The sequence below is a fragment of the Ignavibacteria bacterium genome (genome assembly GCA_017303675.1).
In the GTDB taxonomy this organism is placed as follows: domain Bacteria; phylum Bacteroidota; class Ignavibacteria; order Tepidaquicellales; family OLB5; genus OLB5.
On the sequence record JAFLBX010000001.1, the window covers coordinates 314,498 to 341,066 of the forward strand.

The 26,569-nt window shown below is 36.3% G+C and carries 20 protein-coding genes, 1 tRNA gene and 1 pseudogene; 15 read left to right on the forward strand and 7 right to left on the reverse strand.

What is annotated here, in order from left to right; all coding sequences use genetic code 11:
• The first annotated feature begins 30 nt into the window (after positions 1 to 30).
• The 3 genes from J0M37_01420 (at position 31) to J0M37_01430 (ending at position 2,512) form a co-directional block, all read left to right on the forward strand.
• Positions 31 to 1,584, forward strand: coding sequence for a magnesium chelatase (locus tag J0M37_01420; protein ID MBN8583726.1), 1,554 nt, complete (start codon positions 31 to 33; stop codon positions 1,582 to 1,584).
• Between the two features lie 28 nt (positions 1,585 to 1,612).
• On the forward strand, positions 1,613 to 1,894 hold the full coding sequence (locus tag J0M37_01425; protein ID MBN8583727.1) for an ATP-dependent Clp protease adaptor ClpS: 282 nt from the start codon (positions 1,613 to 1,615) through the stop codon (positions 1,892 to 1,894).
• A gap of 69 nt (positions 1,895 to 1,963) precedes the next feature.
• Complete coding sequence (locus tag J0M37_01430; protein MBN8583728.1) at positions 1,964 to 2,512, forward strand: leucyl/phenylalanyl-tRNA--protein transferase; 549 nt, start codon at positions 1,964 to 1,966, stop codon at positions 2,510 to 2,512.
• Between the two features lie 14 nt (positions 2,513 to 2,526).
• Here the strand turns inward: J0M37_01430 and J0M37_01435 are convergent, their stop codons facing one another.
• Positions 2,527 to 2,979, reverse strand: a complete 453-nt coding sequence (locus J0M37_01435; GenBank protein MBN8583729.1) for an RpiB/LacA/LacB family sugar-phosphate isomerase — start codon at positions 2,977 to 2,979, stop codon at positions 2,527 to 2,529.
• 184 nt (positions 2,980 to 3,163) lie between these two features.
• Here J0M37_01435 and J0M37_01440 point away from each other — a divergent pair, with 184 nt between their 5' ends.
• From J0M37_01440 to J0M37_01465, 6 genes are all read left to right on the forward strand, one after another.
• Positions 3,164 to 7,801 carry a GAF domain-containing protein gene (locus J0M37_01440; GenBank protein MBN8583730.1) on the forward strand — a complete coding sequence of 1,546 codons (4,638 nt, stop codon included), beginning with the start codon at positions 3,164 to 3,166 and terminating at the stop codon, positions 7,799 to 7,801.
• Between the two features lie 23 nt (positions 7,802 to 7,824).
• On the forward strand, positions 7,825 to 9,294 hold the full coding sequence (locus tag J0M37_01445; GenBank protein ID MBN8583731.1) for a response regulator: 1,470 nt from the start codon (positions 7,825 to 7,827) through the stop codon (positions 9,292 to 9,294).
• A 128-nt stretch (positions 9,295 to 9,422) separates the two neighbouring features.
• Entirely contained in the window at positions 9,423 to 13,124 is a 3,702-nt protein-coding gene (locus J0M37_01450; protein ID MBN8583732.1) for a multifunctional oxoglutarate decarboxylase/oxoglutarate dehydrogenase thiamine pyrophosphate-binding subunit/dihydrolipoyllysine-residue succinyltransferase subunit, read from the forward strand.
• A gap of 829 nt (positions 13,125 to 13,953) precedes the next feature.
• Positions 13,954 to 14,028, forward strand: a tRNA-Pro gene (locus J0M37_01455).
• Position 14,029: 1 nt separating this feature from the next.
• A complete protein-coding gene (locus tag J0M37_01460) occupies positions 14,030 to 14,284 on the forward strand; it encodes a GIY-YIG nuclease family protein (protein MBN8583733.1) in 255 nt (84 codons plus the stop codon).
• Between the two features lie 56 nt (positions 14,285 to 14,340).
• Positions 14,341 to 14,514 (forward strand): GIY-YIG nuclease family protein, encoded by a 174-nt coding sequence (locus J0M37_01465; protein ID MBN8583734.1) that lies wholly within the window; start codon positions 14,341 to 14,343, stop codon positions 14,512 to 14,514.
• Positions 14,515 to 14,605: 91 nt separating this feature from the next.
• On the opposite strand, the gene J0M37_01470 is transcribed toward J0M37_01465, so the two are convergent.
• Positions 14,606 to 15,019: a hypothetical protein gene (locus J0M37_01470; GenBank protein MBN8583735.1), complete on the reverse strand. Its 414-nt coding sequence runs from the start codon at positions 15,017 to 15,019 to the stop codon at positions 14,606 to 14,608.
• A gap of 247 nt (positions 15,020 to 15,266) precedes the next feature.
• On the opposite strand from J0M37_01470, the gene J0M37_01475 reads away from it, so the two are divergent.
• The 6 genes and pseudogenes from J0M37_01475 to ligD all read left to right on the forward strand — a co-directional run bounded on the left by J0M37_01475 (position 15,267) and on the right by ligD (position 21,048).
• Positions 15,267 to 16,073, forward strand: a complete 807-nt coding sequence (locus tag J0M37_01475; GenBank protein ID MBN8583736.1) for a hypothetical protein — start codon at positions 15,267 to 15,269, stop codon at positions 16,071 to 16,073.
• A 30-nt stretch (positions 16,074 to 16,103) separates the two neighbouring features.
• Positions 16,104 to 16,256 carry a lmo0937 family membrane protein gene (locus J0M37_01480; GenBank protein MBN8583737.1) on the forward strand — a complete coding sequence of 51 codons (153 nt, stop codon included), beginning with the start codon at positions 16,104 to 16,106 and terminating at the stop codon, positions 16,254 to 16,256.
• Between the two features lie 18 nt (positions 16,257 to 16,274).
• Positions 16,275 to 17,792 (forward strand): FAD-dependent oxidoreductase, encoded by a 1,518-nt coding sequence (locus tag J0M37_01485; GenBank protein ID MBN8583738.1) that lies wholly within the window; start codon positions 16,275 to 16,277, stop codon positions 17,790 to 17,792.
• Positions 17,793 to 17,796: 4 nt separating this feature from the next.
• Positions 17,797 to 18,567, forward strand: coding sequence for a Ku protein (locus J0M37_01490; GenBank protein ID MBN8583739.1), 771 nt, complete (start codon positions 17,797 to 17,799; stop codon positions 18,565 to 18,567).
• Between the two features lie 13 nt (positions 18,568 to 18,580).
• On the forward strand, positions 18,581 to 19,183 hold the full coding sequence (locus J0M37_01495) for a 3'-phosphoesterase (protein ID MBN8583740.1): 603 nt from the start codon (positions 18,581 to 18,583) through the stop codon (positions 19,181 to 19,183).
• Between the two features lie 37 nt (positions 19,184 to 19,220).
• Positions 19,221 to 21,048 (forward strand): annotated as a pseudogene (gene ligD / locus J0M37_01500) (DNA ligase D).
• A gap of 2 nt (positions 21,049 to 21,050) precedes the next feature.
• Here ligD and J0M37_01505 read toward each other — a convergent pair.
• The 5 genes from J0M37_01505 to J0M37_01525 form a co-directional block, all read right to left on the reverse strand.
• The gene (locus tag J0M37_01505; protein MBN8583741.1) at positions 21,051 to 21,929 is read right to left on the reverse strand and encodes a YihY/virulence factor BrkB family protein; all 879 of its coding nucleotides are present in this window, start codon (positions 21,927 to 21,929) and stop codon (positions 21,051 to 21,053) included.
• Between the two features lie 76 nt (positions 21,930 to 22,005).
• On the reverse strand, positions 22,006 to 24,264 hold the full coding sequence (locus J0M37_01510; GenBank protein MBN8583742.1) for a glycosyltransferase family 4 protein: 2,259 nt from the start codon (positions 24,262 to 24,264) through the stop codon (positions 22,006 to 22,008).
• Between the two features lie 6 nt (positions 24,265 to 24,270).
• Positions 24,271 to 25,221: a glycosidase gene (locus J0M37_01515; protein ID MBN8583743.1), complete on the reverse strand. Its 951-nt coding sequence runs from the start codon at positions 25,219 to 25,221 to the stop codon at positions 24,271 to 24,273.
• Positions 25,222 to 25,418: 197 nt separating this feature from the next.
• Positions 25,419 to 26,207, reverse strand: coding sequence for a methyltransferase domain-containing protein (locus J0M37_01520; GenBank protein MBN8583744.1), 789 nt, complete (start codon positions 26,205 to 26,207; stop codon positions 25,419 to 25,421).
• 15 nt (positions 26,208 to 26,222) lie between these two features.
• The gene (locus J0M37_01525; protein MBN8583745.1) at positions 26,223 to 26,549 is read right to left on the reverse strand and encodes a phosphoribosylpyrophosphate synthetase; all 327 of its coding nucleotides are present in this window, start codon (positions 26,547 to 26,549) and stop codon (positions 26,223 to 26,225) included.
• Positions 26,550 to 26,569: the final 20 nt, after the last annotated feature.

Genomic DNA, 26,569 nt, shown 5'->3' on the forward strand with positions numbered 1-26,569 from the left:
GAAAAATACATTTAGAAAGAATATTATTTAATGCAGAAGGACCACAATCTTCCGAAAACACTTGGCGAGCTTAAGAGTGCCGGCTATAAAGTACCGGCAGTAAAAGATGAACTTAGAAAAAACCTGGTTGAAAAACTCCGCAACAAAGAAGAGATATTCCCCGGAATAATTGGGTATGAAAAAACAGTAATTCCGCAGGTAATTAATGCCATACTTGCAAAACATGATATTATTTTTCTCGGGCTGAGGGGTCAGGCAAAAACCAAAATGGCAAGGATGCTGGTGGACCTTCTGGATGAATTCACTCCCATAATTAAAGGTTCTGAAATTAACGATAACCCGTTTAACCCTATTTCCAAATTTGCTGTAGATACAGTCAACGAAAATGGCGATGAAACTGAGATTGAATGGATAGCGAGGGAAAGAAGGTTCGGAGAAAAGCTTGCAACCCCTGATGTGACAATTGCTGATCTTATAGGTGATATTGATCCAATTAAAGCTGCTACTCAAAGGCTGCATTACTCTCATGAAGGAGCAATACATTTTGGGATAGTACCAAGAACCAACAGGGGGATATTTGCAATTAATGAGCTGCCTGACCTGCAGCCAAGGATACAGGTTGGACTTCTTAATATAATGCAGGAGCGTGATATACAGATCCGCGGGTTTAATATCCGCTTTCCGCTTGATGTATTTATAGTTTACACGGCAAATCCTGAAGATTATACTAACAGGGGTAATATTATTACTCCACTGAAAGACAGGATAGATTCACAAATTTTAACACACTATCCAAAAAATATAGAAGACGGTATAAAGATCACCGAATCTCAAAGCTGGATAAAAAGACATATTGATAAGGAAGTTATCATTCCCTATTATATGAAAGAAATAATTGAATCCGCAGCCCATGAAGCCCGTAAGAGCGAGTTTGTTGAGCAGAAATCAGGCGTAAGCGCAAGGATGACAATTTCAGCAATGGAAAACCTTGTAAGCAACGCAGAGCGAAGATCTATTGTAAACAATGAAACTATAATTTTCCCGAGAATCACAGACCTGGCATCAGTTCTGCCAGGAATGACAGGAAAAATTGAGCTTGTGTTTGAAGGTGAGCAGGAAGGTCCCGTAAAAGTAAGCAAAGCGCTGCTTGGAAGGAGTGTCCGCGAGGTATTCAGGAAATATTTCCCGGACCCATTGCAGAAAAAGCGCAGACAGGGTGAAGTTAAAGAGGGGCAAAAGCCTGCAATAAATCCATACGCAGAAATAGTAAAATGGTTTGAGTCGGGAAATTATATTGAACTGAATGACGATATGAGATTTGAGGAATATTTTTCAGCGCTGAAGCGTGTTGAAGGACTTGAAAAAACAGTAAGAAAATTTATTCCAACGGTTGAAAACGATCACGAACTGGCTTCCCTGATGGAATTTATGCTTGACGGGCTTCACAATAATTCAAAAATAGCAAAGGATGAACTTGAAGAAGGCATATCATATAAAGATATGGTCGGATCAATGCTCTTCAGCAAAGCAACCCGGGGTGCGGGAAGCTCGTCTTATGATTATGAAGCCGACTGGAATTATTAATTATAACTTTTTGAAACTACAGACAAAAATGCAGCAAACAGATGAATTAACTTCTCCCGTTGATATAGATACTACAACCAGCGGATTTACGCTGATCTTATTCAATGACTCACATCATGAATTTGACGAAGTAATAAGCCAGATCATGCTGGCGACGGGATATGGTTATGATAAGGCTGAATCGATAACACTGGAAGCACATAATAAGGGAAGAGCCGCGGTAATAACAGGTGAACTTGATAAATGCCTTTCGGTGCAATCAGTTCTCGAAGAGATAGCATTACGAACATCAATTGAAGTTAACGCCTGAAGATCCTTGGGTTCCCAGGCTTACACATATCACACTCTGCACTGGCACCAGGTATTAAACGGTTATGCAATGGGTATTTTCCCGATGGGAGAAGATGCTGAATCAATAGCATGGTTTGAAGCCTCACCGCGGGCAATAATGCCTGTGGAGCTTGAAACTAGCGGCCTGAATATTACACGATCTTTAAAGCAGGTATTAAATAAAAATATCTATGAAATAAGAGTAGATACTGCTTTTGAAAAAGTAATTTATGAATGCTCCTTAAGAGACAGCACCTGGATAAACAGCACCATCATGACCGCATACACGGAACTTTTCCACAGAGGGTACGCCCATTCGGTAGAGGCATGGGAAAATGAAAAACTTGCCGGCGGATTATATGGTGTGGCATATAAAGGAGCTTTTTTCGGTGAATCGATGTTTTACAGAGCGAACAATGCATCAAAAGTATGCGTGGTTAAACTATATGAGATCTTAAAGAAAAATAAATTTATATTATTTGATATTCAGATGATGACACCTCATTTTGAAAAATTCGGTGCAATAGAAATTTCCAAAAGGTCTTATCTGGAAATACTTGAACGGGCAATGGATATTAAATGTGAATTTAAATATTAGATACCCGGCAAACTTCAGTTCTTCTGAGAATCTTCAATCTTTTTAACTTTTTCAAGTCTTCTTACATATCTTTCTTCGGGCTTAAAGGCTGCATTTAGGAAAGAATTTATCACTTCAATTGCAAGAGATTCACCTACAATTCCGCCTCCAAGACATATAACATTCATATCATCATCTTCAACTCCCTGGTGGGCAGAAAAAGCATCGTGACAAATTCCCGCACGAATACCCCTGAATTTATTTGCTGCAACACAAGCACCGACCCCGCTACCGCAAATGATGATTCCTTTTTTACCTGCCCCTCCCTGAATAGCTTTAGCGAGGGCTTCAGCAATATCAGGATAATCAACAGAAGCTTCTGAGTTAGTACCCACATCAATAATGTTATACTTTTTAGAAAGCAAAACTTTAAGTTTTTCCTTCAGGTTAAAACCTCTGTGATCTGCACCAATAATAATGTTTTCCATGCTGTAAATTAGCAAATTTTTAGCTAACTATCAATAAAATAAAGCTGTTAGTTTGTAGTCAAATTAATTATATGAATTATTTTATTAAATGACTATATTAACACTATGATATTACCCAAAATACCGTAATAATCCATTCTGAGAGTTGATTGTATTATATTTATTTTTTTAAAAATTTGCCTGCATGCAAGAAAAAAATAAAACGAAAAAAATCAGACCTGTCAACAACATCCTAACAAAAGCCAAAAAACATTACAGCGTTTTTTTTAAATCATTTTATTCAAGTCCGGTTGCTAAAGCCCTGATCGATTTTGATACTAACAGATATATTGAAGTCAACAGTAAATTTCTGAAATTATTTGAATGCAAAAAATCAGAAGTATTAAATCATACTCCCATGGAACTGGGGTTTACTATTGAGAACGAACTATCAAAAAGGGTTTTAAAAAAATACTCAAAGAACAAAATTAACACTTTCAATTTTGATGTTTATACCAGGACAAAAAACATAAAAAATGTAATAATTACAACCGAAAAGATATCATTATTCAAAAAGAAGTATTTGATAGGTTATATAATTGATAATACATCAAAATCAGTTTATGAAAACAAAATAGAAGAAAGCGAACATAAATACAGCTTAGTATTAAAAAACACACCAAATGCAATTTACGAGTTTGATTTTAAAAAATCAGAATATACCTATATAAGCCCCTCTGTAAAAACGATACTGGGAATATCACCTGACATTTTCATTAAAAAAAGATTAAATATCATTACTCCCCTTTTAAGTACTGAATACAGGAAAAAGATCAAAGATCATTATAAGTCGCTGAAATTTTCTACAGGCAAGAGGAGAAGAAATTTCAGCTTTGAATATCCGTTCACACAGAAAAATAAAGCTATAATCTGGATAAGTGACACTCAAACTGTCATTTATGATAAAAAAGGGAAAGCTGATAAAGTAATTGGCAATTTAAGCGATATTACCTTAAAGAAAACCAATGAATTCCTGTTAAAGCAAAGTGAAGAACAATACAAATATCTCTTCTACGGTAATCCGCTTCCTATGTGGATATATGATTCAGAAAGCTTAAAGATTCTGGCGGTAAATGATTCCGCAATTAAGCATTATGGATATTCGGAAGCAGAATTTCTTAATATGGATCTGACTGATATTCGCCCGAAAGAAGAAATTGCAAAATTTCTTCGACATCAAGAACGTATCAAACAAGAAAACAGAACAAATAAACCATTACATACGGGCATTTGGAAACATGTTAAAAAATCCGGGGAACTTATTGATGTAGAAATCACCAGAACTCCGATATCATTTGAAGGTCGTAAAGCAGTATTGATTCTTTCGAACGATATTACGGAAAGACTAAAGTCAGAAGCTGCTTTGATAAAGCGAAACAAAGAGATAAGTGAGCTTTACAGGGCAGGCAATGAGCTTTCTAAAACACTCAATCCGGATAAGATATACAATAGTATATACAGTATCATCAGAAAGTTAATGCCGTGTGATTCAATGGTAATATCCGGTTACGATAAGAAAAGCGGTAAAATTACATGTAAAGCAGCATGGATAGGAAGAAAACGACTTGATGTTTCTGCTTTTCCATCAGTCCCGGTAAATTTTTCGGGTAACGGAATTCAAAGCAGAGCTATAAAAAGCGGGAAGGCTGAATTATTGCTGGACTTTGAAAAATCAGTTTCACAATCCGGAACTAAATTTTATTATAAGCCGGATGGTTCTGTAGCCTCTAATCCCAATAATAAAAATCTTTCAGAAAGATCAGCAATAATTGTTCCACTTAAGCTAAAGAACAAAGTTATAGGGGTATTACAGGTAAAAAGCCTTAAAAAAAATGCATATACAGAAAATGATGTTAAGCTTGCCGAAGCACTGGCAGCACAAGCTGCTGTTTCAACTTCCAATGCCGATCTTTATCAGCAGGCGAAAGAAGAAATAAAAATCAGAAAAGAAACTGAATCAAAATTACTGAAAACATCTATTGAAATATCTAATATTTATGAAATTTCAAAGGATCTTTCAGGTGCATTAACAACTAAAGAAATAAACAGAAAAATATTCAGAACCATAAACAGCTCATTTCCGGAATGCGATATTGGTATTTCTGTTCTTGATGAAAATGAGGAATATATAATACTTGAAGGATTGTTCACTAACGGCAAGGAAATAAACACTTCTAATTTCCCGCCGATAAAATTTGATAAAACAGGCAAGGGCTTACAAAGCAGTGTTCTGTTTTCAAAAAAAACAAGAATTGTTGAAAATTACAGAGAATATATAAAAAAATCCGGAGCAAATTTTTATGTTAATGATGATGGTACTGTTTCATACAAAAAAGATGATACTTTTGAAATAGCTGAGACCGCAATAATAATACCGATGATATATGAGAAGAAAGTAATTGGAACTTTGCAACTGCTAAATTACAGCAAGAAGGTCTTTTCAGAAAATGCACTGAAAATACTTGAATCCCTGGCTACTCATATTGCGGTATCCATTGTAAATGCCCAATTGCACAGTAAATTACAAAATGAATTACAGGAAAAACAGCAAGCTGAAAAAGCGCTGCAGGCAAAAACAGAAGAACTCCAGATGCTATACGATGCCCAGCAGGTTTTATCAGGTTCTCTGGATATTGACAGCGTATATGATAATACATACAAAATAATTTCTGCCAAAATCCCCTGCGACTCTATGATCATTTCCGAATATAACAAGGAAGCGAAAAATATAAAGATACTTTCTGTTTGGGCAGATGGTGTTAAACCGGATATAAACATTTTTCCACTGATCCCTCTGGCGCCTGAAGGAAAAGGCATACAAAGTGAAGTTATAAGAAGCGGTAAACCTCTGCTTATAGATAACTATAAGGAATATTATAAAAGAACGCAGACCCACATCAGCTACACAAACGATAAAATAAAAACGGAACCTGATGTATTGTACAATTCTGCTATGCTTGTACCTATGATACATGATGGGAATATTATCGGAGTAATCCAGTTATTAAGTTATTCCAAAAATGTATATAATAAATTGAGTTTAAGTCTGCTTGAATCACTTGCCAGCCCAATTTCAGCAGCAACATTTAACGCATCACTTTACAGGCAGGCTAAAACAGAAATTGCCGAAAAGCAAAAAGCGAGGGAAGAACTTGCCTTAAGAAACAAAGAAATTACTTTATTATACAGCGCCGGCAGAGAGCTTTTGAGCACGCTTAATCTTGAAGAAATTTACGACATTTTATACAGAAAAGTATTAGAGATCATTCCATGTGATTCAATGGTTATTGCTGAATATAATAAACAGGAAAATTTGATATTCTGTAAGGCTGCATGGGTTGGTAATACTAAACATGATCCCGGTAATTTCCCGCATCTTAAAGTTGGCAATAATTACAAAGGAACTCAAGTTGAAGCTATAATTACAGGAATGCCTTTAATTGTTAATAACTTTTATGACCTGATAAAAGATCGTGATGATAAGTATTATTTTGATGAAGAAGGCAATGTAATTGACTATAAAGAAAAGAAAGATGAAATTATCAATGAAGATCCTGTAATTCAATCAGCAATGTATATACCTATGAAAATAGGTAAAAACGTAATTGGCGTAATTTCTGTGTTCAGCTATACAAAAAATGCATATACTGAGTATGACCTTAAGATACTTGAATCTATTACAGTACATGTTTCGGTAGCGGCAGCAAATGCAGAGCTTTACAGGCGGGCACAAAAGGAAATTAGCGAAAGAATTCGTAAAGAAGAAGAGCTCAAACAAATTAGAAACAATCTTGAAGAAGCCCAAAGAATTGCACACATAGGGAGCTGGGTTTATAACCTCAAAGAAAATAAAATTTATAATTCCAGTGAACTGTATAAAATACTTGGATTAAAAAATGAACCGGAAAGTTTTGAATTTAATGAAGCTATGAACCATATTTACTCAGAAGACAGGCAAAGAACAATTGATAAAATACTAAATGCAGTCAAAAATAAATCCTCATATGAAAATGAAGACAGAGTAGTTAGACCTGATGGTGAAATAAGAAACGTAAAAATAGTGGGAGAACCGATGTATGATAAGAACGGTTTATTTACAGGTATGCAGGGTACTTTACAGGATATCACAGAGATCAAAAGAATTAATAATGAGCTAATAAAATCTCTTAATGAAAAAGAACTGATCCTAAAAGAAATTCATCACAGGGTAAAAAATAATCTGCAGGTAGTTTCCAGCCTACTCAGGCTTCAGTCAGAAAGCATAAAAGATGAAACAGCAATCGGCTATCTGAAAATGAGCGAACAGAGGGTTAAATCAATGGCTCTGATTCACCAGCAGCTATACAGAACCAAGGATCTTTCAAGGATAGACTTCAGGGAATATATTGAAGACCTCTGTAATTACCTGTTTTTTGCTTATGATATTAGCTTTTCGAGAATAAATTTGAAACTCGAAGTAGAGGAAATATTTTTCGGAATCGATACAGCTTTACCATGCGGTTTAATAATAAACGAGCTTGTTACTAACTCTATAAAACATGCTTTCCCTGATTACAGTATTGGTACTTTAACTGTAAAACTGTATAAGCTGGCAACCGGTAAGTACAGCCTGCAGGTTAAAGATGACGGAAAAGGAGCGGAGACAATTGATTTCGAAAAAACAACTTCATTGGGCATGGAGCTTGTAAAAACCCTTACAGAACAGCTTGAAGGTGAAATAAAAGTAAATTCAGATAACGGAACTGAAATTACGATAGATTTTTATGATCAGTATTCCGATTAATAATAAAACATAATTTTGAGAGTATGAACTTAATATTTAAAAAAGCAAAAGTACTTGTAGTAGAAGATGAAAAGATCATTGCCAAAGATATAGAAGCTACCTTAAAAAGGATCGGGCATGAGTCAGCGGGAAGTGTGGCCAAAGGTGAAGATGCAATAAATTTTGCAGAAAAGGAAAAGCCTGATCTCATTTTAATGGATATTACCTTAAAAGGTGAAATGGATGGTATTGAAGCTGCCAAAATTATAAATGATAAGTTCAGGATACCGATAGTATATATTACCGCGCACCAGGATGAAGATACAATCGAAAAGACAAAAGAAACCAACCCATACGGCTATATTACAAAACCGCTGGATGACAGGGATCTTAGTACTGCTATCAATTCTGCAATGTACAGGGTTGATGTTGAATTAAGGCTAAAAGATGCTGAGGAAAAGTATTTCCGTCTTTCTGAAAACGCACCGGATATGATCATAAGCCAGGATCTTAATACAAAAAAGTACAATTACGTTAACAAATCAGTTCAAAAACTTACCGGATATTCAATAGAAGAATTCTACAATAAACCGGGTTTGCTGGAATCCATTGTGGATGAGGAATGGAAGGAGCAATACCAATTTTCAATAAAGATGGTACTTGATTCTACAATTTCGATACCGTTTGAATTTATGATTGTAAATAAAAATGGTAAAAAATTATGGCTTAACCAGAGAAGTGTTGTGTTAAGGGACTCACATAAAAAAGCTCAAACAATTGAAGCAATTTTAACAGATATAACAGAAAGAAAAAACTACGAGACCAAGCTTGAAGAAACCACGCAAAAGCTGAGAGCTCTTACCAACTACCAGCAAAAAGTAAGAGAGGAAGAAAGGCTTCATATTTCAAGAGAGATCCATGACCAACTTGGCCAGGACCTGACAGTATTAAAAATGGACCTTTCAATGTTAGTAAAAAATATTGTAAAACAGAAAGATGAAAGTAAAAATAAATATCTGAATTCTATAACAGAAGAACTGAAAAAAATTACACCATACATTGACGATATAATTAACAAAGTTAGAAAAATTGCAACTGAATTAAGACCTGATATACTTGATAAATTAGGATTACTTGAAGCAATTGAATGGCATGCAGGAGAATTTGAAAAAAGATCAAACATAAAATGTATTACAGAAGTGGGAGATGAAGAAATAAACCTGAACCCTGAAAAAGCTATATCTGTATTCAGAATATTCCAGGAAACGCTTACTAATACAGCAAGACACTCAGGAGCAACAGCAGTAAAGATCAAAACTGATATTCAGCACGGCTGGATGATATTAACAATTAACGATAACGGCAGAGGTATAACCAATGAAGAGATAGAAAAAAGTACATCTCTTGGAATCCTTGGAATGAAAGAAAGAGTATTGTTATTAGGCGGCATATGGGATATTAAGGGTTCAAAAGAAAACGGAACATCTGTTGAAATTAAAGTTCCATTAAGTTAATTTAATTACTACCCCGGTTATTCATTTCAGTTATTAAGGCATTTTTATTCAAAATTTCAGGTTCAAAATATTGAAGTGAACTTGGTTTTAATTTTGATTAAATTTGCACTTATCATATAAAAATTACAATGAAATTAGAAGATTTATCACAAGAGCAGCGCGAAAAACTCGCAGAATTTGGCGTAAATACATGGTTTGTCATGGAGTTACTGGAGAACTTCGTAAATAATCCGAACTCTGTAGGAAAAGATTGGCAGGACCTGTTTACCGGCCTTAATATAGAAACAAATGGTAAAATTCACACTAAAAATGAAAATACCAACGGTAAAAGCAGCGTACAAACAGGTACTTATATAAATTATACTCAGCCTCCGGTATCTTCAACTCCTGTAATAAATATGCCGCAGCCTCAAAAGGGTGAAGAAGCAATACAGATAAAAGGCGTTGGCGAGAAGATCATAGAAAATATGACTTCCAGCTTAACAATACCTATTGCAACTTCATTCCGTGCAATACCTGTAAAGGTACTGGAAGAGAACAGGCTGATAATAAATAATTTTCTGAAAAAGACCGGCAACGGTAAAATTTCGTTCACACATATCATTGGCTGGGCAATAGTAAAAGCAATAAAATCAATTCCTGCGCTCAACAATGCGTATACAATAATTGAAGGTAACCCTCATTTACTTAAAAAGAATTCAGTAAATCTCGGGCTTGCCGTAGATCTTGAAAAGAAAGACGGTTCACGCTCTTTGATCGTACCCAATATCAAAGGAGCAGATAAAATGAATTTCCGTCAGTTCTTTGATTCTTACAATGATATTATCAACCGCTCAAGAAGCGGAAAGATAGATATTTCAGATTTTCAGGGAACAACCATTACTTTAACAAATCCCGGAACAATAGGAACAGCAGCATCACAGCCAAGGCTTATGGTAGGTCAAGGCGCTATAATTGCAACAGGCGCTCTCGACTATCCGGCTGAATACCAGGCAGTAACAAAAGATATAATTACTATGCTTGGCATAAGTAAAGTAATGAACATAACAAGCACTTACGATCACCGCATAATTCAGGGCGCTGAATCGGGAATGTTTTTGCAGAAAATGCATAAGCTTCTCATAGGGGAAGAAGGTTTTTATGAAACTATTTTCAGTGATCTTAACATGCCTGTAAAACCGGTTATGTGGAAAATAGATAATAACCCTGAAAATTTTGACGGAATTGATAATCTGGAAGAAATTGAAAAACAGGCAAAAGCAATTCAGCTTGTTAATATGTACCGCGTAAGAGGTCATTTGCTGGCAAACCTTGATCCGCTAAAGCCCCAGGCAAAATACCATCCCGAGCTTGACCCCAACACATATGGTTTCACGGTTTGGGATTATGACAGGCAATTCATAACACCGCGTCTTGCCGGATTAAGAACTGCGACACTAAGGGAAATACTTGATATACTGCAAAAAACTTACTGTGAAAATATTGGGGTTGAATACATGCATATTCAGGACCCGAAAGAAAAATTATGGCTTCAGGATAAAATGGAGCCGATCAAAAATCAGCCTTCATTAACAGCAGAAGAAAAGAAACATATTCTATATAAGTTAATTCAGGCGGAAAATTTTGAAAAATTTGTTGATAAAAAGTACATAGGGCATAAAAGATTTTCACTCGAAGGCTCCGAAACAATTATTCCTGTTCTTGATATGCTGCTGAGCCTTGCAGCTGCCGAAAAAGTGGATGAAGTTGTTCTGGGTATGGCTCATCGAGGCAGGCTAAACGTTCTTGCTAATATAATCGGCAAGAATATGCAGGAAATATTTTCTGAATTTGAGGATATTTCAGATGTTGATTCAGTTGAAGGCTCAGGTGATGTTAAATACCATCTTGGTTCCTCAGGTGTATATGAAACAATGTACGGGGATGATATCAATGTATCAGTTGCATCCAACCCAAGCCACCTTGAATTTGTAAACCCGGTAGTGGAAGGCATTGTACGCGCTAAGCAGCAGATGATGAATGATTCGCTTAAAAACAAATACATTCCGGTTCTGCTTCATGGTGATGCAGCAATTGCAGGTGAAGGTATTGTAGCAGAAACATTAAACTTATCACAGCTTAAAGGTTACAGCACCGGTGGAACCATTCATATAATTATCAATAACCAGATCGGTTTCACAACCAGTCCGGTTGATGCAAGATCAACAGTATATGCATCAGATGTTGCGAAGATGGTACAGGCTCCGATTTTTCATGTAAACGGTGATGACCCTGAAGCCACAATTCTGGTAACTAAGCTTGCCTATGAATACCGGATGATGTTTCATAAGGATGTTGTAATTGATGTTTACAGCTTCCGCAGGTTAGGGCATAATGAATCAGATGAACCGGCTTTTACACAGCCTGTTCTTTATAAAGCTATCAGAAATCATCCTACGGTAAAAAACATTTACCAGGAAAAGCTTTTAAATGAAAAAGTGACTGATACATCAGAGATCCAGAAAATGGAAACCGAGATATATGATATAATGGATAAGGGATATACGAAGGCACATGAAAGGGAAATGCTGTTTAAGGCTGATACTCCCATCAGGTTAACTGATGAACAGATAAAGATCCTTCGTTCAAACCAGCTTCCTGAGATCACAATGAATGATCTGAACAGAATTGTGGAAACTATAACCACTTTACCTGCTGATTTTCATTTACATCCAAAACTGAGAAAGTTCATTGAATCAAGAAGGGAGTTTCTAAACGGTGATACAAAGATAGACTGGTCATTTGCTGAAGCACTTGCTTTCGGCACCTTACTGCTTGAAGGAATACCTGTAAGACTGAGCGGCCAGGATAGCGCAAGAGGAACATTTTCACAAAGACATATTGTGCTTACTGATATGGAATCAGAAGAGGAAGTAATTCTTCACAATAATATAGCCCCTGATAAAGCGAAAATAGAGCCACTGGACAGCCTGCTTTCAGAAGCGGCAGTTCTTGGTTTTGAATTCGGATACAGCACTGCAGATCCGCTTTCACTTGTATTATGGGAGGCACAGTTCGGGGATTTTGCAAATGCCGGCCAGGTTATTATAGATAACTTTATTGCCGCTTCACAGGATAAATGGAACCTGCCGAGCAATATTGCAATGCTGCTTCCTCATGGTCAGGAAGGACAAGGCCCGGAACATTCAAGTGCAAGGCTGGAAAGATTTTTAACTTTGTGTGCTGATGATAACATGACCATTTGCAATCCTTCAACTCCGGCGCAGTATTATTATTTGCTGCGCTCCCAGGGTAAATATAATAACAGGCGCCCGCTGGTGATAATGACACCAAAAAGCCTGCTGAGACTTCCTGAGGCAAGATCTGACAAAAATGAATTTATCGGCGGTAAATACCGCTTAGTGATAGATGATAACACAGTTACGAACAAATCTGATATCAGGCGTGTAATACTGACAAGCGGAAAATTCTATTATGATCTGGCTAAATATAAGAAAGAGAATAACATTTCGCATATAGCAATTGTAAGAGTGGAAAGGTATTATCCATATCCATCAGAAGAAATAAAAGCTATCCTGAAAACTTATACCAATGCCACAGAAGTTTTCTGGGCTCAGGAAGAACCACATAATATGGGAGCTTTGATCTTCATGTCATACAGGCTGAAGAGGGACCTAAGAGAACTTGGGAGTAAAATGACATTATACGGCGTCAGCAGGGATGAAAGCCCGGCTCCAGCCCCAGGCTCAAACTCTATATTTAATCAAACCCAGAAAAGACTTCTTGCAGAAGCATTTTCAGAGATAAAAGAAGTTGTAGATGTAAAGTAGTTAAACATTATAATATAGATAATTAGAAAGGAAAACTCATAGGGTTTTCCTTTTTTTATCTCTATGAGTCATTAAATATTATGATTGTTATCCTGTTGGTATGCTGATTAATGTTAATAATTATGTTTATTAACCGATTAAGTCATATAACCTGTTTCGTTATTTACTAACGCTAATTAAAGCATTATTTTAGTATTGCAATTGTAGTTAAACTTAACAACCTTTACTTCTATAGAGGTAACAAATATGGAAACAGATCTAACAAAATTCAAAAAGAACAGTAACGTGTTTATTGCCGGAACAATAACCATTTTTCTTGTGATCGTAATTATTGGATTCATTTTCGGTTAATAAATTGTGATCGCATGTATCCGGCAAAAAAGAATTCTGCTGTCTGAAACAGGGCAGCAGAATTCATTTTTTTACAGACAAATTTAACCCTAACAATATTATAATTATACATATTAAATTCAATATAACTGTTTAAGGTGATTGTCCTTTGAACATTCAAATATTAATTTGATTTCAGAGAATTATACTAATAATAACTAATTTCAGAGGAGAAATTCAGTACAATGAACACGAAACAAATTAATGACAAAATCACAAATCAGCAAATGACTGAAGTTACAAAAAGCAGCAACATGTATATCGGCACAACAATAGTAATTATGCTTGCAATCATAGTTATTGGATTTGTATTCGGTTAAGAGTGTTTTAATATACTTTTTTATAAGGCTCTGTTCTTGAGAACAGGGCTTTTTTTATGGAATATAATTATCCTCGATTTTCTCAATTAGATTGATTATTTTTGTTTTTTACTACATTTCGGGGTGTGGCTCAGCCCGGTTAGAGCGCCTGGTTCGGGACCAGGAGGCCGGAGGTTCGAATCCTCTCACCCCGACTTGAAGTTTTACACTTACATATTACAATCAGAAATATCAGGAAAACTCTATATTGGTCAAACTAATGACCTTGAAGACCGTCTATTCCGCCATAATTCAAACCTGTCCTTAAGTACCAAAAATAAAGGCCCATGGAAACTTATTTTCAGTAAAGAGTTCAGTTCAAGAAGTGAAGCTGTATTACTGGAAATGAAGCTTAAATCTTTTAAAAATACTTCCAGAATTCTGAGATGGATTGAATTAAACGCAGGTTAGAGCGTCCCGACACTACGTGTCGGGAAGGCCGGAGGTTCGAATCCTCTCACCCCGACTTGAAGTTTTACACTTACATATTACAATCAGAAATATCGGGAAAACTCTATATTGGTCAAACTAATGACCTTGAAGACCGTTTGATACGTCATAATTCAAACCAGTCCTTAAGTACCAAAAATAATGGCCCAGCGTCCCTACACTTCGTGTCGGGGGGAAAGCCGTCCCGATAAAGCGGAATCTCCTGACAATTTTGTATAATAAAACAACAAAGGCTGTCATTTTTAAATGACAGCCTTTTTCATTCTAACAAAGAAAATTGCTTTATAACTCTATTGAAACGGCATCAGAATCTTTTTCACCACTTGCACCTGCAAGATAGACCAAAACTTCATTATTATTTTCACCATACACTATTATATAACCATATTCAGCAGAAACCTGGTGAATAATATTCATTTCATTCTTTTTCAGTTTATTTCCAAATTCATATTTATCGCCATTTCCTGAAATCAGTTCAGTGTTTTTTACCCATACTTCATTTTCTGCTGTAAGAATAATACTTTCCCCGAAAAATCTCTCCGAAAAACCATCTGCATTAATATCAATTACTAAATTTTTATATACAGGTGAATGTTTAATTACAGAATATTTCACAAAGTTACCTGAACCAGTACCATTATTTTGCTGAGCTAAAATAATTCCTGAAAACAGAATAAAAGTTAATATGTATTTCATAACAAATCCTCCTTAATGATTACTCATAAAAAACTCAAATTTTATGCCAAATTTTTATTTCATTTATAACATACTTTTGAGAATAAATATAAAATACAATATGACATTTATGACATAAGATTGACAAATCAAATAATATAAAAGCCTGTTTATTTTTCAAAAAGGTGAATAATTGAATTTAAAAATTGGCATAGTATTTGAGTAATCTATAATAGCATAATGTAAAAGGAGAAATAACATGATTAAAATGAAACTTTCATTATTCATAGTATTTATATTCACTACATTTTTAACCAATTCACAAAGCGGATTCGACTCAAAATTTGTAAATCAGTCGGTTCCGGATAGAATGTCACCGGGTCAGAAATACAATTTAATAATTACATTTCAAAACTCAGGAAGTATTGCATGGGCTCCGGGGGAAGTAAGATTAAAATTATACTCCAATGAAGATTCCAAAACACCTGTATGGGCAGTATCAGAGCTTGATCTGGTAAAAACCATTGAGTCAGAAAATACTGCTACATTTGAAATTACTGTGACAGCACCCAATACTGAAGGTGTATATAAATTCAGCTCACAGCTTACAAATTCAGCGGGAATTTTCGGAGAGATCAGTAAACCGCTGGAAATTTCAGTAAGCAGAGAAGTAACTTTTAATGATGCATTGAACAGCAGCGCATTTGTTGAACAAACTGTCCCGGCTGTAATGGAAGCAGGGAAATCTTACAAAGTAATGGTAAGCTACACTAATACAGGCAAAACTACCTGGGAAAAAGGAAATTACAGGCTGATTATGCTTGATGCGGCAGGTAATCCTTTATCGGGAAACTTCTGGAATACTTATTCTGTGAGCCTTGATGAATCAATTGCCCCCGGAGGTTCGAAAGTATTCAACTTTGATATCATTCCGTTTGCCCCTGGATCATATACAGTTCAGTGGCGAATGGCGGCAGGAGATAAAGGACTATTTGGAGATGTTTCAAATCCGGCAGTTATAACGGTATCACCTGTTCCTGAAATAAAAAATGAAGGTAAAAGCGGTAAACAATAAAAATATAAATATTAATAAGGAGAAAACATCATGCTTTGGACAATTGCAATAATATTACTGGTACTTTGGCTTCTTGGAATGGTAAGCTCATATACCATGGGCGGATTTATACATATTCTTATAGTTCTCGCTGTAGTAGCTGTATTGATAAGGCTGATCCAGGGAAGAAACCCGGTAGCTTAACCGATAATCCATGTATAAATGAAACCAGAATCCGGAAAGACTGAATCAATTTGGATGGGGACATTTGATGTCCCCATATTTAATTCATTGAAAAATGATACTAATGCTGATGTATGTATAATAGGTGCAGGAATTACAGGACTAACCTGCGCGTATATGCTGATGAAGTCAGGTAAAAGTGTGATAGTTGTTGATGACGGCAATATCGGAGGAGGTGAATCTTCAAGAACCACTGCGCATATTACAAATGTAATTGATGACCGTTATTACATTATCGAAAGGCTTCACGGAGAAAATGTATCACGTCTTGCTGCTGAAAGCCAGACCGCTGCAATTAACCTTATTGAAAAAATTATTACTGAAAATAAAATTGAATGCGATTTTACCCGCCTGAACGGTTATTTAATATTTAAACCGGAAGAAAGGGCTGGAGTTCTGGAAAGAGAATATGATGCCTGCCAAAGGGCCGGTCTGAATGTTAATATTGCCCCGCAGCCGCCAATTAGTTCGCTGGGAGACTATCCTTGTCTTGAATTCCCGGGACAGGCTGAATTTCATATGCTGAAATACCTTTCGGCGATTGCTGAAATTATCACTTCAAACGGCGGAAGAATTTTTACAAATATACATATAAATAAAATTACTGATGGCTCCCCGGCATCTGCTGAGACAAAAAATAAAATTAAAATTACTGCAAAAGATATTATAGTCGCAACAAACAGCCCGGTCAGCGATTATGTAGCTATACATACCAAGCAGGCTTCATACAGAACCTATGTGATAGGAGTAAGAATACCCAAAGATTCAGTACCTCATGCCTTGTATTGGGATAACGAAGATCCTTATCATTACATAAGGATTTACAAACAGCATAAAAATGATATTCTAATAGTCGGCGGTGAAGATCATAAAACAGGCCAGGAAGATGAACCTGAAAAGCGGTTCCAGGAACTGATAAAATGGACAAGTGAAAGATTTCCAATGGCTGAACATATTGAATATAAATGGTCAGGCCAGGTAATTGAGCCATTTGACGGTTTAAGCTTTATTGGCAAAGACCCTGAAAACAGCGAGCATGTTTATATAGCAACCGGTGACTCAGGTATGGGAATTACACACGCTTCATTTGCAGCTATACTTCTGGATGACATGATAAACGGGAGGCAAAATGATTGGGCTGATATATATGACCCCAAACGTATCACTTTAAAAGCGGCTCCTGAATTCGTCAGGGAAGGTTTTAACACTGCTATCCAGTACATTGATATTATCACGCCGCCAGAATATTCAGATGAAAGTGAGATCCCTTACGGAACCGGCGCTGTTTTAAGCTTCGGAAAAGATAAATATGCGGTTTATAAGGATCATAACGGAAAGATATATAAATTTTCAGCTCTTTGCCCGCATTTGAAATGTGTGGTAGAATGGAATAAAACCGAAAAAACATGGGATTGCCCGTGTCATGGGTCACGTTTTGAGGCCACCGGAAAGGTAATAAACGGACCGGCATTAACAGACTTAAAACCAATAAAATGAAAATATGAAAGCATTATGGAAAGGCTCGATCAGTTTCGGGCTGGTAAATATTCCCGTTAAACTTTATTCAGCATCACAAAGCCATACTCTGGATCTTGATATGCTGCGCAAGGGTGATCTTTGCCAGGTAAGATTTGCCCGCGTTTGCAGGGATGACGGCAAGGAAATTCCTTATGAAGATATAGTAAAGGGTTATAAATATGAAGAAGGCGACTACGTTGTATTAACTGATAAAGATTTTGAAAATGCCAGTGTAGAAAAATCTCATACTATAGATATACTTCATTTTGTCAATGAAAAGGAAATTGATCCTGTTTACTTTGAAAAACCGTATTTTCTCGAACCGGAAAGATCAGGGATAAAATCATATGCCCTGCTCCGTGAAGCAATAAAGCAGACAAAAAAAGCCGGAATAGGAAGGTTTGTATTGAAAAACCGTGAACATATCGGCTTATTACGCATCTTTGAAGATGTTATTATATTCAACCAGATAAGGTATTATGACGAGATCCGTGATACCGGGGAGTTAACTATACCGACTTCTAAACAGGTGACAAAAAAAGAAATTGAAATGGCAGTTGACCTGGTTAAACAGCTGAGTAAAAAATATAATCCGAAGGAATACAAAGATACTTATGTTGACGAGCTAAAAAAAATAATCACCAAAAAAGCAAAAGGCCAGAAAGTTAAGCCAAAGGGTAAAGAGCCGAAACCAAGCTCTGCAAAAAACTTAATGAAGCTGCTGAAACAAAGCATGAAAAGTAAAGCTGCATAAATAAGGATATCGGATGAGCCTTGGAACTTACAGAAAAAAAAGAAATTTTAAAAAAACAAGTGAACCTGCTGGCAAAAAGAAGAATGCAGGCTCTCAGCTAATTTTTGTAGTGCAAAAACATGATGCCAGCCATTTACATTACGATTTCAGGCTTGAGCTTGAGGGAGTTTTAAAAAGCTGGGCAGTACCCAAAGGACCTTCAATGAATCCAGCAGATAAAAGGCTGGCGATGATGGTCGAAGATCACCCGTTTGATTATAAGGATTTTGAAGGCATTATACCGGAAGGAAATTACGGGGCAGGAGAAGTTATTATTTGGGATACGGGAGTATATTTGCCTGTTGAAGGTGGAGAAGATAAAAAAGAAAATGAAAAGTTATTTAAAAAGGCGTTTTGGAAAGGTGACCTGAAATTTGTTTTGCTTGGAAAGAAACTTAAGGGTGAATTTGCTCTTGTAAATATGAAAAAAGATGAAAAATCATGGCTGCTTATAAAGAAAAAAGATGAATATGCCATGGAAACTGATATACTTAAGAAGAATAAATCAGTTATTAGCGGCAAAACCATAGAACTGCTTAAAAAATCCAATGGCCGCAAAAAAACAGAGAAAAAATAATTTACAAAAAATTCCTTTCCCCGGTGATATAAAGCCAATGCTGGCAACTTTAACAGATAAACCCTTTAACAGCAGAGACTGGATATTCGAGGTAAAATGGGATGGTTACAGGGTTATATCAAAGAAATATAAAAATACTGTCACCTTAACATCCAGAAACCTGGTATCCTTCGATAAACTCTTTCCAACAATAAAGAAAAACCTGGGTTCAATTAAAGGAAATTATGTAATTGACGGAGAAGCTGTAGCACTTGATGATTCAAATAAACCCGATTTCCAAAAAATACAGAACTATAAAAAAACGGGAATTGGTACTATTGTTTATTATGTTTTTGATCTGCTGTGGCTGAACGGATATAATACAGAAACACTTCCTGTAACCGAAAGGAAACAGCTGCTCAAGGAATTGATTCCTGAAACAGATAATATTTTTTACAGTGATCATACTGTTAATGATGGTATAAAATTATTCAATGAAGTAAAAAAACTACAAATTGAAGGCATTATAGCTAAAAAGGCTGATAGTTTATATTATGAAAATACCCGTTCACAAAGCTGGCTTAAAATTAAAACAGAAGAAACCCTTGATGCTGTAATTTGCGGTTATACAGAGCCAAGAGGCAGCAGGAAATATTTCGGAGCATTGATACTTGGTGTTTACAATAAAGGCAGGCTGATATATATAGGTCATACAGGTACCGGCTTTAATTATACAAATCAATTAAGTGTTTTTAATCTTTTGAAAAGATATGAAATTAAGGTAAGCCCGTTTGAGGTTCCGCCAAAGCCTAATGCACCTGTTACCTGGCTAAAGCCTGTATTGGTATGTGAAGTAAAATTTTCCCAGATCACAAATGACGGCATATTAAGGCACCCGGTCTTTTTGAGGATGCGTGATGACAAAAAAGCAGAAGAAATATCACTGAATACACAGTTAAAGAAAAAAATAAACTTATGATATCATGGATAAACAGGTAAAGATAAACGGCAAAACATTTGAGCTTACAAACCTGGAAAAAATATACTGGCCAAAGGAAAAATACTCAAAAGGAGAGCTGATAGAGTACTATCACAATGTATCCGGGTATATACTTCCGTACATAAAAAACAGGCCTCACTCGCTTAACCGTTTCCCGAACGGAATTAACGGCAAAAGCTTTTACCAAAAGGATGTAAAAGATAAGGTAGCAGGCTGGGTCACAACAGCTGAAGTGTATTCAGAATCGAACGATGAGAATATCCATTATTACGTCTGCACAGATGAAGCTTCGCTATTATATATGGTGAATCTTGGTTGCATAGAAATAAATCCCTGGTTCTCCACTGTCAAACTAATAAACAATCCTGATTATCTCGCAATTGACCTCGACCCTCTTGATATACCTTTTAAAAAAGTGATAGAAACAGCCTTTGCTGTTAAGGAAGTTCTTGATAAGGCAAAGGCAAAAGGATACTGTAAAACATCCGGTGCTACAGGTATTCATATTTATATACCGCTGAATAAAAAATATGACTTTGAAATAGCCAGGGAATTTGCACATGTAATAGCTCAATTAACCAATGAGCTTGTACCCGGATTTACAAGCATAGAAAGATCCCCCTCAAAACGCAGGAAAAAGATTTATATAGATTTTCTGCAGAACAGAACAGGCCAGACCCTGGCAGCACCTTACAGCGTAAGGCCTAAGCCAAAAGCTCCTGTTTCTACCCCGCTTGACTGGAAGGAACTCAAAGAAATTGAATCTCCCGAAGAGTTCACCATTAAAAATATTTTCAAGCGGTTAAAGAAAAAAGGTGACCTGTTCAAAGGTGTGCTTGGCAAAGGAATAGATATTGAAAAATGTTTAAAAAACCTTGATATGTAATATTAATTTTTCCTTTTGGTACTACCAATGACCGTGTTTTCTTTTTTCATTCGCTCATTTACCAGGTCAGATATTTTAGGGACCAATATAGCGTCTCCGCCCGGAACAAGTTTTGAATTGCTGAAAATTTTACGGTATACCTGGGTAAGCTCCGCGCCGAAATAAAGGATCAAGCCTGAATAGTACAGCCAGACAAAAATTACTACAAGAGATGCTGCTGCGCCATATGTAGAGCTGAAAGATGAGCTGCCGAGATATAAACTTATAAGATATTTACCAATTGTAAAAAGTACAGATGTGAGAATAGCTCCGAACCAAACATACTTCCACGATATCAAAACACCGGGTAATATTTTATATACAAGCGCAAAAAGAATTGTTAGTACTATCAATGAAGAAAGATTATTCATAATAAATACCATTGGTATAAGTGTTGGAAACTTTTCTCCCATAAATGTATTAATAATTGAAATTGCAGAGCTTATTACCAAAGATACTATCAACAAGAACCCTGTTGCAACAACCATGGAAAACGAAATCAGCCTGTTCTTGATAAAAAGCCACAACCCATTGCCAGGCTTAAGCTCAACTCCCCAAATAATATTAAGGGATTCCTGCAATTCCAGAAATACACCTATAGAACCTAAAAATAACAGAACCACACTTAAAATTGCCGCAAATATTCCTGTTGATTTGTTTGAAGCTCCTTTTAGGATTGTTTCTATCATCACTGCACCATCAGGACCGACCAGACTTTTCAATTCAGAGAAAATCTGCCCTTTTGCGGCATCCTCTCCGAAGAAAAATCCCGCAATGGCAATAACAATTATCAATAATGGCCCGAGTGAAAAGGCAGTGTAATATGAAAGCGCTGCAGCCATTTTAAATCCCTTATCATCCAGCAATTCATAATATGCCTTTACTATCAGTGAGGGTATGGCCTTTATTGAAAATTTTTTACTCAACCTGAAGTTCCTGTCTTATCCTGTACATTCTGTGCAGTGCTGTCAACCAGCTGATAGTTGATTCAGCTCCCTGATTTTGATTAGTAATAGCGGATGTAAGCCCGTCATAACAACCTCCGGTAGTAAAATCATATAATGGTTCCTGTCTGTCATTATTCCCCAGAAACCAGCTGAAAGCAACCCCGATCTTATTAATCCATTCCATATCTTCAGATATCAGGTATGCCTGGTAACAGGCATCAATAATCGAAGCAATTTCAACCGGCTGCTGATCAAATTTCGCTTTTTCCTGTCCTTTAAAATACCATCCGTCATTTCCGATTAAAGAAATGTAATTCTTTTCTTTTTCAATAATTATATCATACATCCAGTTTAATGATTCCAGCCCATTATACAAATAATTACTGTTCTTAAAATAAATGCCTCCCATAAGCAGAGCCTGAGAGAGCCTTGCATTATCATATGTCAAATATTGTTCAAACCATTTCCAATCACCTTTGGAATTAGACACATAAGCTTCATTAAGCTTTTCAAGCAGTTTTTTACAAATTCTTTTAACATCACGCGCTCCTGAAAATCTCTGCAGGTAAAAAATACATCCCATGATTATATGTGCAATGGAACGAAGGGAATTAAACTTTTCCATATTTTTTAATGTACAATCAAACAGCATTTTGCATAAAGCAAGGTGCGAATGATTTTCAGAATTTTTAATAAAGTATCCCAGAACAAACATTGTTCTGCCGTTTGAATCTTCAGAACCTGCCTCTTCAAGCCATTTCCTGTCATAACTCATAAAATTCCTGAATAAACCTGTATCTTTATTATAGGCATAATGAATAAAAGAGAGGTATGTATATAATAACTGATCCGCAACAGGATCATGAAACAGATATTTATTCATTATTATCACAAGCAAAGCCCTGCAGTTATCATCAATACAATAACCTTCATTTCTGTTTGGAATAGAAAAAACCGAATGCTGAAGGATTCCTGTAGTATCTGTAATATTACGCAAATGAGTAAGATTAACTTCTGGCAATGAGGGAATCATCTTATATTTTGGAGAAGGCACAAGGCTTGTTGAATTAATAGTGTATTCGGCAGCTGCCTTCTGAAATATTTCGTAATACTTTTTAGCTACTTCACCCCAAATCATTTTCCTGCCTGCTTCATAAGCGTTCCGGCGCAGCCTGTTGCGTTTGTTTTCGTCATCAAGCAGATCTTTTATGGAAGCTGAAAGCGATGCAATATCATGAGGTTCATACAATATACCTTTTTCATCTTTTAACAGTTCTTCGGCGTACCAGTATGGAGTTGAAATTATCGCTTTACCGGATGCAAGTGCATATGTTAATGTTCCTGAAACAATTTGTTCAAGGTTATGATAAGGTGAAACATAAATATCACTCATCAACAGAAATTCCAAAAGCTCTTCTGTATCTACAAAACGGTTTATAAAGATAACGTTGTTTTCCAAACTATGTTTTTTAACGAGGTTTTCAAGGCTGTTTCTGTATGCTTCGCCATATTGTTTTTTAACATGCGGATGTGTTGCTCCCAGAATTATATAAGCAACATCCGGATTGGTCTTAACTACTTCTGCCAGAGCATTTATAACATCTTCAACTCCTTTTCCGGGGCTAAGCAATCCGAATGTGAGCAGCACTTTCTTTTCTGTAAGCTGGAATTTATCTTTATAATACGTTGTATCCAGAAACTGCACATCATGCGCACCATGAGGTATGTACCTGATCTTTTCCTCAGAGATACCGTAAACTGACGAAAGCATGTTAAAGGCTTTTTCAGACTGTACAATTACATAAGATGAGAGGCGGCCTATTTCCTGGGTTACCTTCAGCTGATCTTCATTGGGATGCTCAAGAACTGTATGAAGAGTAGTAACCACAGGCTTTTTAAGGTTTTCTAACAGATAGAGAATATGCGAACCGGCCTCTCCGCCGTAAAGTCCGAATTCATGCTGCAGGTTTATTATATCTTTATCTGAGAGATTCAGATAGTATGCTGCTTCTTTAAAATCATTGATACTTTTATCTTTGATCTCAAATTTCACTTCTTTCGAATATTTATAGCCTTCAGGAATATCGTTTAAGGCTGTTACATTTGCTTTAAGAGTACTGCCGTTTTTGATATTTTTAAATGAACCTGAAAGATCACTTGTAAAAGTTGCAATACCGCATTGCCTTGGTATGAAAGAGGAAATGAATGATACTCCGAATATTTTTCCCATAAATTTTTATTGTTTCCTGATATATTCCAATACTTCTTTTAATGATGCAGTTGCTATTGCCATTGTAGTATCTGCTGCGCCGTAATACATAATAAGCTCATCTCCTTTAAGAACCACTCCACACGGAAATGTTACATCAGGTACATCTCCTACCCTTTCATAATACTCATTCGGGCCAAATACCCATTCATCACATCGCTTGATTATCTTGCTTGGATCGTCCAGATCAAGCAGGGCTAAGCCCAGCCTGTATAAAGAACCGGCTGCCGTGGTTTTCACTCCGTGGTAAATAATAAGCCACCCTTCGGGGGTTTCTATGGGCTGGGGTCCAAGTCCGACTTTATATGCATCCCACCAGCTTCCGCGCCTTGCCGGCAGTAGAATTGCGCTGTCACCCCAATGTTTCAAATCTGGTGAATAAGATATCCAAATATGAGCGCCAAGCAGGTAACTGGTTGGCGAAGGCCTGTGAATTAGAACATAACGGCCGTTGAATTTCCTGGGGAAAAGAGAGGCATCTTTGTCATCCGGCGGCATTATAACGCCGTACCTTCGGAATCCTTTGAAATCTTCAGTAGTAGCCAATGAAACAAGGGGACCGCTTTGCGAAAATGAAGTGTAAACAATTGCATATCTGCCTTCATCTTCAAGCTTTACGATCCTTGGGTCTTCAAGACCAAAAATTTCTTCCGGAAACTCTTCGGGTTTTGGCTGAAGAGTAGGAAGCTCATCGATCTTCCAGTTGGTATAGCCATCCCTGCTTTCTGCTTTGCATAAATGCGAAAATCCCTTCATATCTTCTACCCTCACAAGCAGCAAAACCTTTCCCTCAAACATTGTAGCCCCGGCATTAAAAACAGAATTCACTCTGTATTTCCACATTGCCGGAGTTAACACCGGGTTATTTTTATATCTTTTGAATAATTCGCTTTCCTGATAGATTATTTTTGAACCCATATTAATTCTCCCTTTTTATCAATTCACAGAAAGTGTATAACTATACATCTAATGCCTGCCATCCCCTTTTTTGCCGTATCTTCTGGCTGTATAATATATCGAATAAGCATAAATGCCCCAAACTGCCAAGGCTATTAGTACTCCAATTACAATATATTCCATATTATCCTCATTTCTGATTTAATTTTATTTATAAATTAAACTTCAGGGCTGTAATTTCCTAAATTTATCGGTTTTTCAGATCGCTGCGCTGTTAAACGGAAAATATTGATTAATTCTTCCTTATCATGCTCAAGTGCATCTGCTATAGCGTCATTCTTTCGTGTACTTTTGAAATCAGATATATATTCATTTTTTATAAAATTATTCTGCGGCACTAATTCTGAATTAAGTATCTTTAAATGACCTGTCTTATTCCAGAGCTTTACCCACCATTCAAGCGAATGCACAAAATACCATTTATCCTGGTAATGCTCTCTCATAAAATCAGGCACTTCTGCAAGATAATTTATTTCTCTGCTGAAGCAGATATCCACAATTCCGATAATTCCACCGGGTTTTAAAAACTGTGAAATATACGGAGTAAATTTTTCGTCCGTACCGAAATACATATAAGAATCAACGGATACTATTGCATCAAAAAAGTCAGCAGGGAAAGGCAGTTCTTTTGCATTAAGCTTCAAAGGATATACACTGTGTTCACAGTTCATTTCCTTTATGCGCTTGTAGTTATCAGATGGTGTAATGTACTGGTCCACAGCCCACACTTCCACTCCAAATTCCTTTGCCAAAAAAATTGCACTTGCAGCTTTTCCGCAGCCAAGATCAAGTACCCTCATTCCTTCTTTAAACTCAATGATCTCACATAAGCTTTCCAAGTTATACAAAACATTTTCTCCCAATGAATTCTTTTTAATCCATGATTTATCATACGCTGAACTAAGGGGAAAATGAATGTTCCTGAAAGTTGCCTGGTTTGTATTCATGATGTTACTTTTAATTTATTTATCCTGCAGGTCATGTTCTTCCCTTACAGGAATATCCCCTATTATCTTTGCAAGCTTAGGATCGGCGTAAGTTCCGTAAGAATCAACCAGTACTCCTTTAGTTCCGTCTTTAGCTGTAATGGCATAAATTATAGCGCTGTCAGATGGATTAGAATCCCCTTCATACCTTTCGGTTTTTTCGATTATCAGGTCTTGGGGCTCATACTTTTTTCCGTCTGAATCGCTGCATAGCTCTTCATTTTTTATACTGAAATCATGTATATAACCCTCTTCTCTTAACAATTCTATAATTTCTATCACTGATTTCATCAATCTGTACATATTTTCTCCTTTTATATTTT